The sequence below is a fragment of the Yoonia sp. F2084L genome (assembly GCF_023015625.1).
Classification (GTDB): domain Bacteria; phylum Pseudomonadota; class Alphaproteobacteria; order Rhodobacterales; family Rhodobacteraceae; genus Yoonia.
On record NZ_JALKAH010000005.1, the window covers coordinates 560,377 to 572,493 of the forward strand.

Genomic DNA, 12,117 nt, shown 5'->3' on the forward strand with positions numbered 1-12,117 from the left:
ACGTGAAACATCGCGACTACGACGTTATTGTTATTGGTGGCGGGCATGCTGGTGCAGAGGCCGCGCATGCTGCTGCGCGCATGGGCGTCAGGACCGCGCTTTTGACACTGACCAAGGCTTCTATTGGTGTGATGTCCTGCAACCCGGCAATTGGTGGCTTGGGTAAAGGGCACCTTGTGCGAGAGATTGACGCGCTTGACGGCGTCATGGCGCGCGTTGCCGATAAGGCCGGTATCCAATTTCGCCTGTTAAACCGTAAGAAAGGTCCAGCTGTTCAGGGCCCCCGCGCGCAATCAGATCGTGAGATTTACCGCACAGCGATGCAAGCAGAGCTCAACGCGCTTGAAAATCTGGACATTCTTGAGGACGAAGCCATTGATCTACTGATGGACGGCGACCGGGTGACTGGGCTGAAGACCCGTGATGGAAGTGAGATTGCCGCGAACAGCGTGATCCTGACGACCGGGACATTTCTACGGGGCGTCATCCATATTGGTGATGTATCAAGGCCTGGCGGTCGTATGGGCGAGGATCCGTCGGTTCGCATGGCAGAACGGTTGGATAGCTTTTCATTGCCACTTGGCCGCCTGAAAACGGGCACACCGCCACGGTTGGATGGGCGTACGATCGCCTGGGATCAGTTGGAAGCTCAGCCCAGTGACGACGACCCTGTGATGTTTTCCTTCCTGTCCAAGGGCGTTTATGCACCGCAAATCGACTGTGGGATCACGCATACGAACGAAAGAACCCATGATATCATTCGGTCCAATCTTGGGCGTTCAGCCATGTATGGTGGCCAGATTGATGGGGTGGGCCCACGGTATTGCCCTTCGATCGAAGACAAGATTGTCCGGTTTGCTGAAAAGACCTCGCACCAGATATTCTTGGAGCCCGAGGGGGTGAACGACCATACCGTTTACCCCAACGGTATATCGACGTCGCTGCCAGAGGATGTGCAGGCTGACTATGTGAATTCCATCTATGGCCTTGAAAAAGCAAAGATTATTCAGCCTGGGTATGCGATTGAGTATGATTACGTCGATCCGCGCGCGCTGCGTGCTACGCTGGAACTGAGGGATGTTCCTGGGTTATTTCTGGCGGGTCAAATCAATGGAACAACAGGATACGAAGAGGCCGCGGCACAAGGTTTGGTGGCGGGTTTGAACGCTGCGGCGCAAGCAAAGGGAGAAGATGACGTTATCTTCAGCCGCCGCGAATCCTACATTGGTGTCATGATTGATGACTTGATCACGCGTGGTGTGTCCGAACCTTACCGTATGTTTACCTCTCGGGCTGAGTTCCGGCTGTCGCTGCGCGCTGACAATGCGGACCAACGGCTGACAGAACGGGGGCGCCAGATTGGCTGTGTGGGTGACCGGCGGTGGCAGCATTACACCAGTAAGATTGAGCAGATTGAGAAAGCGAGGTCACGGCTTTCAACGATTAACCTGTCGTCGCGGGATATTGCTGCCGTTGGGGTCAAGCTAAACGCGGATGGCCCACGCCGCACCGCGCTTCAAGCGCTCGAACTGAGTGATTTCAGTTTCGCGCATTTGATGCAGTTGGATCAAGATATTGATGATATCCCATCTGCAGTACAAGATCAGGTGAAGAAAGACGCGCTCTACGCGCACTACATTGCCAGACAAGAGCGAGACATCGCTGCGATGGAGCGGGATGAAAAGCACATCATCCCTGATGAAATTGACTATTCCGCAATTTCAGGGCTATCGAATGAGCTTGTGTCAAAGCTCAATACAACACGTCCGTCCACAATTGCTCATGCTGGGCGGATTGAAGGTATGACGCCTGCCGCGTTGATGCTTATTGTTGCGACGTTGAAAAAACGGCAAATTGCGACCGGGACCTAGATTTATGGCACCAACTATTGCTGGTCTGGATGTTTCACGTGAAACAATGGCAGATTTAGAGACATACGCTGCACTCGTCACAAAATGGACGCCTACAATCAATCTCATTGCACGCGGCAGTGTTGCTGATCTTTGGGATCGGCACATCACCGACTCGGCGCAACTTTATAGGCATGTTCCTCAAAGCTATCAAAAATGGACGGATATCGGCAGCGGTGGAGGGTTTCCGGGAATCGTCATGGCGATCATTGCCAAGACAACGCAGCCTGATGCGCAGTTTGTCCTGATAGAAAGTGATCAGCGCAAGGCGACATTTCTACGAACAGTAACCAGAGAACTAAGCCTCTCTGTCGAAGTGATTGCAGACCGAATCGAGAATGTACCTCCTCAGACCGCAGATGTAGTGTCCGCACGAGCGTTAACCGCACTATCTGGCCTAATTCCACTAACAAAGCGGCACCTAAGCCCCAACGGCGTCGCGCTTCTGCACAAAGGGCGGCAGTCCCAACAAGAAGTTGCCGAAGCACAAAAGAACTGGTCGTTTGACCTTGAAGATTATCCCAGTTTCACTGATCCTGAGGCTCGAATAATCGCCCTTCGAAGGATCGAATCCATTGTCAAATAATGCAAAGACGGATCCTGCCATCATCGCAATCGCCAACCAAAAGGGTGGGGTAGGTAAAACAACAACAACAATAAACCTAGGCGCCGCTTTGGCGGAGAAAGGCAGCCGAGTGCTATTGATCGACCTTGATCCGCAGGGCAATGCATCAACTGGCCTTGGTATTGATCAAGAAATGCGAAAGGCCACGACATATGACCTTATTGCAGGCGATGTCACACTCAAACAAGCAATACAGCAGACTTCCGTCAACAACCTCAGCATTGTTCCTGCGACGACAGATCTAAGCTCTGCCGATCTCGAATTGATCGACAACACCAAACGAAGCTTTCTGCTGCGTGATGTCTTGCGCGATGATGATGTGTCCACCCTAGGGTTCGACTACATATTGATTGATTGTCCACCATCGCTCAATATATTGACTGTGAACGCGATGGTGGCAGCGCATTCCCTGCTTGTCCCGCTCCAAAGCGAGTTTTTTGCCTTGGAAGGTCTGTCGCAACTGATCCTCACCGTTCGCGATGTTCGGCAAACCGCAAATCCCGATCTGCGGATCGAAGGGATCGTCCTGACCATGTACGACAGGCGCAACAACTTGTCGCTTCAGGTCGAAGATGATGCCCGCGAAAACATGGGTGATATGGTTTTCACCACGGTCATCCCGCGTAATGTCCGCCTGAGTGAAGCCCCGTCTTTTGCAGTGCCGGTCCTAACCTACGATAGTGGGTCCAAAGGCAGCTCGGCCTATCGCGCGTTGGCTAAGGAACTGAACGCGCGCACCAAGAATAAAAGGGCTGCATAGATGGCACGTAACACAAAAAGGTCCCGTGGTTTAGGGCGCGGTCTCTCGGCCCTCATGTCTGATGTGGCCGCCGATGACACACCGCAGGCACAGCCCAAACGCCCGGATCTGGTTGTCCCCATCGAACAGGTTCAGCCCAATCCGGACCAGCCGCGCCGCACTTTCGATGATGATGCGTTGAATGAACTCTCTGCGTCCATTGCAGAAAAGGGTGTTATCCAGCCGCTCATTGTACGGCAGTCACCCACCGCAGTGGCGACTTATGAAATCGTTGCCGGTGAACGTCGCTGGCGTGCGGCGCAAATGGCCAAGTTGCACGAAATCCCTGTGCTGCTGCGCGATTATGACGATACCGAAGTCCTTGAAATCGCGATTATCGAAAACATCCAAAGGGCTGATTTGAACCCGATGGATGAGGCTGCGGGCTACAAGCAGTTGATGGACAGATTTGGCCACACACAAGATAAGCTCGCGTCGGCGCTTGGCAAAAGCCGCAGTCATATCGCAAATCTTTTGCGTCTCTTAAATCTGCCGGAAGAGGTGCAGCGCTATCTGGTCACCGGTCAGATCTCCGCAGGTCATGCCCGCGCGCTCGTCGGTCACGATCAAGCGGTTGAGCTTGCACGCGAAGTGATCCAAAGAAAACTCTCGGTCCGTGAAACAGAACAACTTGCCAAAAAAGGGCCAGCCATCAAAAAGCGATCCGTGCCCGGTGCACCGGTTCCCAAAGATGCAGATACCGTTCAAATCGAGAATGAGCTTTCAGCAACGCTCGGCATGAAAGTCACGATAGACCACCCGGCTGGCTCTGACGGAGGCAAAATGGTGATTGGCTACAAATCGCTGGAACAACTTGACGATCTTTTACGTGCCTTGTCCGGCGGTTAGTCCTCTAACAGCTTTCGCAAAACAGCATTCAGAACAGGGTATCCTTGCTGTGACAGACGCAACGTTTCTGTATTGTATTCCAACATGCCGATTTCGACTAAACCGTTGATTTTGTTAATTAATATGTTATCAGATAGCTGCGAAAACCGGGCAACGCTTACCCCGTCGCGCAATCGCATTCCCATCAGTAAGAACTCAGCAAACTGATCATCCAAGCTCAGCACATCTCGGCACAAATCTCCATTTCCGGTTTGGCGGACCTGGGACAGCCAAGCGGCTGGTGCGCGGGGCGCTTCGGTCGCAAAACGTGTCCCGCCCAGCGTTAACCGACCATGCGCACCGGGTCCGATCCCGGCGTAGTCCCCATACTTCCAATAGATTTTGTTGTGGGTGCTCTCACATCCCGGGCGTGCATGATTGGACACTTCATATCCCGCAAAACCCGTGTCCTCGCAGACGCCCTGCGTCAATGCATACATATCAGCGGCAACATCGTCGTCTGGCAATCCCCGCAATTTGCCCGCCGCATAGCGATCACCGAATGCGGTCCCATCCTCGATCGTCAATTGGTAAAGCGACAGGTGGTCAACCGCCAACCCAAGGGCTTGCCGCAATTCGGCCTCCCAGTCTTTCAGCGTTTGACCCTGCCGCGCATAAATCAGGTCAAAACTTACGCGATCAAAAACACTGCGCGCAATGTCAAAGGCCTGCATTGCTTCTGACGCACTATGCAAACGGCCCAAGGCTTTCAAATCCGCATCGTTTAACGCCTGAACGCCCATCGACACCCGGTTCACGCCAGCATCGCGATATCCTGCGAACCGGCCCGCTTCCACTGAAGTTGGATTTGCCTCCAGCGTCACCTCAATATCGTTCGCGATAGGCCATGTTGCGCGTATCTTTGTTAAGATCGCATCAACAACATCAGGATCCATCAAACTGGGCGTACCACCTCCAAAAAAGACAGACCGCAGCACGCGTCCTTCTGTCTCGGCACCGATGCGTGCTATTTCACTGACATAGGCATCGGCCCATGCCCTTTGATCAATCTGTGCCACAACATGGCTGTTGAAATCACAATAGGGGCACTTTGCCTGACAAAACGGCCAATGGATATAAAGGCCAAAGCCCCCGTTTTCCCAATCCTCAGGCAAAGCAACCCGCAATCAATTTGGCAAAAGCATCCGCCCGGTGGCTGATGTTGTTCTTTTCCCAACGGTCCATCTCACCAAAGGTGATGTCATACCCATTTGGCTGGAAAATTGGATCATACCCATGCCCTTGATCGCCGCGCATTGGCCAGACAATCTGGCCTGGCATGACTCCCGGAAACACTTCATCATGGCCATCTGGCCAAGCCAGAACCAACGTACAGCAAAACCGAGCGGTCCGCGGAAAAGGTGCAGAAACAGACTCTAACTCTGCCCAACTGCGCTCCATCGCCATCTTAAAGTCACGACCATTGGGTGTTTCAGCCCAATCAGCGGTATAGACCCCGGGCGCACCACCAAGTCCGTCAATCTCAATCCCACTATCATCCGACAACGCTGGCAAACCGGTTGCCTTCGCCGCAGCATGCGCCTTGATACGTGCGTTCCCGGCAAAGGTGGTTTCGGTCTCTTCAGGCTCTGGCAGCCCATGATCCGCGTTTGACGTCAATGATACCCCATAGGGCTTCAGAAGATCAGCGATCTCCTCCAGCTTCCCTTGGTTATGGGTCGCAATGACCAGTTCCTTGCCGTCAAAACGCCGCATCAGCTGACAGCAGCCAATTGGATAGCAGTCAGCTCAGACACACCTTTTTCGGCCAGATCAACCAACCCGTCCATCTGCGCACGGGTAAAGGTAGACCCCTCAGCGGACATCTGAATTTCAATCAACTTCCCGCCAGTCATGACGAAATTCCCATCAACGCCCGCTTCGCTATCCTCAGGGTAGTCCAAATCCAGCACCTCTTGTCCCGCATAGATCCCGCAGGATATCGCTGCGACCGGATCAATCAACGGATCGCTAATCACATCACCTGCCTTTATCAATTTCTGCACGGCCAGCTTCAAAGCAACCCAACCACCCGTGATAGACGCACAGCGCGTCCCGCCATCAGCCTGAATCACGTCGCAATCCACAACGATCTGCCGCTCGCCCAGTGCCACACGGTCAACACCGGCGCGCAAAGACCGCCCAATCAGGCGCTGAATTTCCTGCGTGCGCCCTGATTGCCCATTCTTGGCCTCGCGACGCATGCGTGTGTTCGTCGCACGTGGCAGCATTCCGTATTCTGCCGTGACCCAGCCCAATCCTGAATTCTTCAGGAATGGCGGTACCCGTTCATCAATTGTCGCAGTGCACAAAACATGCGTATTCCCGCATTTAATCAGGCAAGAGCCCTCAGCATGCATCGTTACGCCCGTTTCAATGGAAACTTCGCGCATTTCGTTCGTCTGACGGCCTGATGGACGCATGGGGTCTCTCCTATCGGTTGCACTGCGGGGATACGCTGCCCACATATGAAATCCAACCCCGATTGACGCGGGCGCGATCTTCGTTTTAATTGCGCCGCCCTTGCCTGAGGATGTGATGACCCAACAACCGCCAAATATCGACGAAATGAATGACCGCTCGCGCGAAGTCTTTCGGCGCGTTGTAGAAGGGTATCTGGAAAGCGGCACACCTGTCGGGTCCCGGACCCTGACGCGCGACTTCTCGGAAAAGATCAGCGCTGCGACGATCCGCAATGTGATGCAAGACCTCGAATTCCTTGGGCTTGTCGGCAGTCCGCATGTCAGCGCTGGGCGTATCCCAACACAACTTGGCCTGCGTATGTTTGTTGATGGGTTGCTTGAGGTTGGCGATCTTGATGGAAAAGACCGCGAAACCATAGACCGCACGCTCACAACCAATGACCAAGACGTCACTTCCGTGCTTGATCAGGTCGGCACCGCGCTATCCGGGGTGACGCATGGGGCAAGCCTCGTGTTGACGCCAAAACACGAAGCGCCCATCAAACACATTGAATTCGTTTCACTCTCTCAAGACCGCGCTCTTGTGGTCCTGGTCTTTGGCGATGGGCATGTCGAGAACCGTGTTTTCACTCCGCCTCCCGGCCAAACGCCGTCTTCGATGCGCGAGGCGGCGAATTTCCTCAACGCCATAGCTGCCGGTCACACTTTGTCCGAACTGGGTGCCGTCATTGCCCGAGAGATCGCCGCACGCCGCCAAGAGATCGACACGCTCGCGGCAGAACTGATCTCTGATGGTTTTGCCCTTTGGGAAAACGAAGGCGAAGCGACCGAACGGCTGATCGTGCGCGGACGTGGCAACCTGCTGGGTGAGGGCGAAAACGAAGCTGATCTTGAACGGATCAGGACCCTCTTTGACGACCTTGAACGCAAGCGTGATATCGCCCAATTCCTTGATCTGGCCGAAGAAGGTGAGGGCGTGCGCATTTTTATTGGCTCTGAGAACAAATTGTTCTCTTTATCGGGTTCATCTCTCGTCGTTTCCCCTTATATGAACGCCGACCGAAAGATTATTGGCGCGGTCGGCGTGATCGGGCCAACACGGCTCAATTATGGGCGCATCGTGCCGATTGTGAATTATACCGCAAAGCTGGTTGGCAAAATGATCGCTGACCGCTCTTAAAGGGAAAACTGATGTCTGAGAAAGACGAAGAATTGCAAAGCCTTGATGAACTCGCCGCGGAAGGCGATGAATTGGACTTCGACGCGGCCGAAGCCAGCTTTGATGAAATTGAAGCGCTGCGCGCTGAACGCGACGATTTCCGCGACAAATTCATGCGCGCCCTGGCGGATACAGAAAATACACGCAAACGCGCGGACCGCGACCGGCGCGAGGCCGAAAACTATGGCGGCTCCAAGCTCGCCCGCGATATGCTGCCGGTCTACGACAATATGCGCCGCGCCTTGCAGTCCTCAGATGAGGCCGAGCAGGACGTGAACAAGGCGCTGCTTGAAGGTGTTGAACTGACAATGCGCGAGCTGATCAGCGTCTTCAAAAAGCATGGCATTGACCCAATCGTTCCAGAAGTCGGCGATAAATTCGACCCGCAGATGCATCAGGCCATGTTCGAAGCACCGGTGCCGGGTACCAAAGCAGGTGAAATCATTCAGGTCGCCGCCGAAGGTTTCATGCTGCACGATCGTCTGCTGCGCCCTGCGCAGGTTGGCGTGTCATCGACGCCCGCATCTTGATCAAGAGCCTCTTCGCGGGGGCTCTTTGCTTTGTTCTTTGGGTCAGCGCCGCCTTCGCGCAAGGCTTTCCCGAAGACCTTGATTTTTACGTCAACGACTATGCCGATCTGCTGACCGATGGTCAGGAGCAGGATTTGCGCGCTATTTTGGACGAACTATATACAGAGCGCGGCATCGAGTTCACCGTCCTGACCATCAGCCGCATGTCCGATTATGGGCACACGGGCAGCATCGAAAGCTTTGCCACCGATGTGTTCAACGCGTGGGGTATCGGTGACGCCGAACGCAACGATGGTTTGTTGCTCTTAGTGTCCCATCTGGATCGCGAATTGCGGATTGAAGTCGGCGCAGGCTACGGCACGACGCTGAATGATCCCATGGGACGTGTCATTGATACCAAGATCGTGCCGAATTTCAGACTAGATGAATACGCAGATGGCATTCGCGCTGGCGTGGAAGAGGTGATCTATCAGGTGGCAGGTGCAACGCCGGGGACGTATGATGCGTCACCTTTCCAGCAATGGTGGATCAGCATTAAACGCTTCATCACAAACCTTGGTCTGTGGCTGCTGGCACCTTTCGCCGCGATTGTCCCCTTTGTTGTTGGCTTTGTCCGCCGTATCCGCCGCAATCGCCTGCGGATTTGCCCAACTGACGGATCACGCATGCGCCGCTATTTGGAAGAAACCGAAGACGACAGCCTGTCACCCGGTCAGCTGATGGAAGAGCGGCTTGAAAGCGTCGACTACGACGTCTGGTACTGTGAAAGCTGTGATCACGTGACAATCGAAGGCTATCGCGCATGGTTTTCACGCTACGGAGCCTGCCGAGAATGCAAGTTCCGTACGGTCGAAGGGGACAGTCGCGTGGTGCAATCCGCGACCTATTCCTCAACCGGGTTACGAGAGACAGATTACAACTGCCATCATTGCCAAGCGCGGTACACGGTCACGACAACGATCCCGCGGAAGAAACGAAGCTCTTCGTCTGGCGGCAGCAGTCGCGGCGGCGGGCGCTCCAGCGGCGGTGGCGCGAGCGGGAGTTGGTAATCTAGAGTTTGCTTTTTAACTCATAGATCAATGCCAACGCCTCTTTCGGCGTCAAATCATCCGGCAAAACCGTCTTTAGCTGATCTTCCACCGCAGATGTTTTGGCTGGTGCAGGCTTCGGCGCAGGCGTCGCGGCAAACAAAGGCAGATCATCAATGATGGCCTTACGAGAACTGCCGCCCTCACGTTCACCCTTTTCCAATGCCTCCAGAACGACCTTGGCGCGCTCCACCACAACAGGCGGCAGCCCGGCCAAACGCGCCACTTGCACCCCATAACTGCGATCTGCAGTCCCGCGTTTCACCTCATGCAGGAAAATCACATCGCCTTCCCATTCTTTGACGGTGACAGTGGCGTTGTCCACGCCATCCAGTTTCGCTGAAAGCGCCGACATTTCGTGATAATGAGTGGCAAAAAGTGCGCGACACCGGTTCACATCATGCAAATGCTCTAAAGTGGCCCAGGCAATCGACAACCCGTCATAGGTTGCTGTCCCGCGTCCGATTTCATCCAGGATCACCAATGCCCTGTCATCGGCCTGATTCAGGATTGCAGCCGTCTCAACCATCTCGACCATAAAGGTCGAGCGCCCACGCGCCAGATCGTCAGATGCGCCAACCCGGCTAAAAATCTGGCTGACAATCCCGATATGTGCTTCAGACGCAGGCACAAAACTCCCCATTTGCGCTAAAATCGCCAACAACGCGTTCTGTCGCAGGAAAGTCGACTTACCGGCCATGTTTGGACCGGTCAGCAACCAGATTGGCGCGTCAGTCAGCCCGCAGTCATTCGCAATAAATGGCGCACCGTCCTTTTGCAGCGCAGCCTCAACGACCGGATGCCGCCCACCCGAAACCTCAAATGCACGACTATCGTCCACGCGTGGTCGTATCCAGTTTTCGGTTATGGCAAGGTGCGCAAGCGCGGTCATCAGATCAATCTCGGACAAAGCGCGTGCGAGTGCGCCCAATGGCCCGGCTTGTGCAATAATTGCTTCAGTTAGGCTGGAATAGAGCCTCTTTTCGATCTCTAACGCACGTCCACCCGCGTTCAGAATACGCGTCTCGATCTCGGACAATTCTACAGTCGTAAATCGCACTTGATTGGCCGTCGTCTGGCGATGAATGAAGGTCTCATTCAAAGGTGGGGCCATCATCTTGTCGGCATGTGTCGCTGTTGTCTCGATGAAGTAACCCAGCACGTTATTGTGCTTGATCTTCAGAGAAGAAACGCCCGACGCCTCAATGAACTCTGCCTGCATCCCTGCAATCACAGATCGACCTTCATCGCGCAGCCTGCGTACTTCATCCAGTTCAGCATCGTAGCCCGGCGCAATGAACCCGCCATCGCGGGACAAAAGCGGCGGTTCGGCGATCAAAGCCTGATCCAGCAGATCTAGCAATGCGTCGTGTCCGGTCAAATCACGCGCAGCGCTCGCCAGAATTTCTGGCAAGTCGGCTGTCAGCCGCTGGGAAAGCTGCGTCGCCTGCCCAATCGTGTTTCGAATGGCGGCCATATCGCGCGGACCGCCGCGATCCAGCGCCAATCGCGACAAGGCGCGATCGACGTCATGCACACTGCGCAGTGCATCACGGATATCTTCAACCAACCGTGCGTTTTCAGTCAGAAAAGCAACCGCATCCAGCCGCGAAGCGATTACTTCGGCGCTACAAGAGGGCGATGCCAAGCGCCGTTCCAGCAAACGCGCCCCTCCGGCGGTTGCTGTCCGATCAATGCAATGCAAAAGCGAGCCTTGCTTGCCGCCACTCATTGATTGGGTCAGTTCAAGCGATTTGCGCGTCGCGGCATCAATCTGCATCGCAGATGATTGCCCCTCCTGGACAGGTGGGCGGAGCAAAGGCAGATTACCGCGTTGGGTAATATCCAGATACTCCGCAACGGCAGACATAGCCCCAATCTCGACCCTGCCGAAGCTGCCGAAAGCATCAAGCGATCCGACTTTATAGAGACTGCAAAGGCGCTTTTCGCCTGACGTACTATCAAAAGCTGCTGCGCCCAAAGTCGTGAGCGTTGCACCTGAATCAGACACTATTCCAGCCCAATCAGCCTCATTTCCATCGGCAACGATCACTTCGCGCGGGGTCAATCGCGCCAGTTCGGGCCCCAATTTCGCCCCGCTGCAAAGCATCACATGAAACGCCCCGGTTGAGATATCGACCCAGGCCAACGCGCCTTCATCTCGTACCAAATGAAACGCCGCTAGGAAGTTATGACGGCGGGCATCCAGCAAGGAATCCTCGGTCAGCGTTCCCGGCGTCACCAGCCGCACGACCTCGCGCTTCACAACGGCCTTGTACCCACGTTTCTTTGCCTCAGCCGGGCTTTCCATCTGTTCGCAAACAGCAACGCGAAACCCTTTGCGGATCAACGTCAGAAAATACCCTTCGGCCGCATGATGCGGGACACCGCACATCGGAATGTCCTGATCGTCGTGTTTGCCACGTTTCGTTAGCGCAATATCCAGAGCTTCTGCTGCGGCGACCGCGTCATCAAAGAACATCTCATAGAAATCACCCATCCGGTAAAACAGGATCGCATCAGGATGCTCTGCTTTAATCTCCAGATATTGCGCCATCATAGGCGTCGTGGTGCTTTTGGTGCTGTTCATGCATCCCCCGGGATCATCCCGCGCACACTAACAGCCCATGTTTGC

Annotated in this window: 11 protein-coding genes; 7 read left to right on the top strand and 4 right to left on the bottom strand. The window is 54.7% G+C overall.

Annotated elements, in window-relative coordinates; genetic code table 11:
• Positions 1–2 precede the first annotated feature (2 nt).
• The 4 genes from mnmG to MWU60_RS16805 are packed head-to-tail and all read left to right on the top strand — an operon-like array spanning position 3 to position 4,183.
• Positions 3–1,871 (top strand): tRNA uridine-5-carboxymethylaminomethyl(34) synthesis enzyme MnmG, encoded by a 1,869-nt coding sequence (gene mnmG, locus MWU60_RS16790; protein WP_247228534.1) that lies wholly within the window; start codon positions 3–5, stop codon positions 1,869–1,871.
• Between the two features lie 4 nt (positions 1,872–1,875).
• On the top strand, positions 1,876–2,496 hold the full coding sequence (gene rsmG / locus MWU60_RS16795) for a 16S rRNA (guanine(527)-N(7))-methyltransferase RsmG (protein ID WP_247228535.1): 621 nt from the start codon (positions 1,876–1,878) through the stop codon (positions 2,494–2,496).
• The gene (locus MWU60_RS16800) at positions 2,486–3,295 is read left to right on the top strand and encodes an AAA family ATPase (protein ID WP_247228536.1); all 810 of its coding nucleotides are present in this window, start codon (positions 2,486–2,488) and stop codon (positions 3,293–3,295) included. The genes rsmG and MWU60_RS16800 overlap by 11 nt, the downstream gene beginning before the upstream one ends.
• Positions 3,296–4,183, top strand: coding sequence for a ParB/RepB/Spo0J family partition protein (locus MWU60_RS16805; protein WP_247228537.1), 888 nt, complete (start codon positions 3,296–3,298; stop codon positions 4,181–4,183).
• Here MWU60_RS16805 and hemW read toward each other — a convergent pair.
• Genes hemW through rph form a run of 3 tightly spaced genes read right to left on the bottom strand, consistent with a single transcriptional unit; the run spans position 4,180 to position 6,645 of the window.
• Positions 4,180–5,337: a radical SAM family heme chaperone HemW gene (gene hemW, locus MWU60_RS16810; RefSeq protein ID WP_247228603.1), complete on the bottom strand. Its 1,158-nt coding sequence runs from the start codon at positions 5,335–5,337 to the stop codon at positions 4,180–4,182. The two genes, MWU60_RS16805 and hemW, sit on opposite strands and share 4 nt — an antisense overlap.
• The gene (gene rdgB, locus MWU60_RS16815; protein ID WP_247228538.1) at positions 5,330–5,938 is read right to left on the bottom strand and encodes an RdgB/HAM1 family non-canonical purine NTP pyrophosphatase; all 609 of its coding nucleotides are present in this window, start codon (positions 5,936–5,938) and stop codon (positions 5,330–5,332) included. The genes hemW and rdgB overlap by 8 nt, the downstream gene beginning before the upstream one ends.
• Positions 5,938–6,645 (bottom strand): ribonuclease PH, encoded by a 708-nt coding sequence (gene rph / locus MWU60_RS16820; protein WP_247228539.1) that lies wholly within the window; start codon positions 6,643–6,645, stop codon positions 5,938–5,940. The genes rdgB and rph overlap by 1 nt, the downstream gene beginning before the upstream one ends.
• A gap of 115 nt (positions 6,646–6,760) precedes the next feature.
• On the opposite strand from rph, the gene hrcA reads away from it, so the two are divergent.
• From hrcA to MWU60_RS16835, 3 genes are read left to right on the top strand one after another with little or no spacing between them, the layout of a single operon-like run.
• Positions 6,761–7,825 carry a heat-inducible transcriptional repressor HrcA gene (gene hrcA / locus MWU60_RS16825; protein WP_247228540.1) on the top strand — a complete coding sequence of 355 codons (1,065 nt, stop codon included), beginning with the start codon at positions 6,761–6,763 and terminating at the stop codon, positions 7,823–7,825.
• An 11-nt stretch (positions 7,826–7,836) separates the two neighbouring features.
• Entirely contained in the window at positions 7,837–8,394 is a 558-nt protein-coding gene (locus MWU60_RS16830) for a nucleotide exchange factor GrpE (protein ID WP_247228541.1), read from the top strand.
• A complete protein-coding gene (locus tag MWU60_RS16835; RefSeq protein WP_247228542.1) occupies positions 8,391–9,443 on the top strand; it encodes a TPM domain-containing protein in 1,053 nt (350 codons plus the stop codon). The genes MWU60_RS16830 and MWU60_RS16835 overlap by 4 nt, the downstream gene beginning before the upstream one ends.
• Position 9,444: 1 nt before the next feature.
• Here MWU60_RS16835 and mutS read toward each other — a convergent pair whose 3' ends face one another.
• Positions 9,445–12,072 (bottom strand): DNA mismatch repair protein MutS, encoded by a 2,628-nt coding sequence (gene mutS / locus MWU60_RS16840; protein WP_247228543.1) that lies wholly within the window; start codon positions 12,070–12,072, stop codon positions 9,445–9,447.
• Positions 12,073–12,117 lie beyond the last annotated feature (45 nt).

Excerpts from the sequence above, each read along its gene's own strand:
- hrcA (WP_247228540.1), top strand. The coding sequence starts at position 6,761 with ATGACCCAACAACCGCCAAATATCGACGAAATGAATGACCGCTCGCGC.
- MWU60_RS16805 (WP_247228537.1), top strand. The coding sequence starts at position 3,296 with ATGGCACGTAACACAAAAAGGTCCCGTGGTTTAGGGCGCGGTCTCTCG.
- rph (WP_247228539.1), bottom strand. The coding sequence starts at position 6,645 with ATGCGTCCATCAGGCCGTCAGACGAACGAAATGCGCGAAGTTTCCATT.
- rsmG (WP_247228535.1), top strand. The coding sequence starts at position 1,876 with ATGGCACCAACTATTGCTGGTCTGGATGTTTCACGTGAAACAATGGCA.
- mutS (WP_247228543.1), bottom strand. The coding sequence starts at position 12,072 with ATGAACAGCACCAAAAGCACCACGACGCCTATGATGGCGCAATATCTG.
- rdgB (WP_247228538.1), bottom strand. The coding sequence starts at position 5,938 with ATGCGGCGTTTTGACGGCAAGGAACTGGTCATTGCGACCCATAACCAA.
- MWU60_RS16830 (WP_247228541.1), top strand. The coding sequence starts at position 7,837 with ATGTCTGAGAAAGACGAAGAATTGCAAAGCCTTGATGAACTCGCCGCG.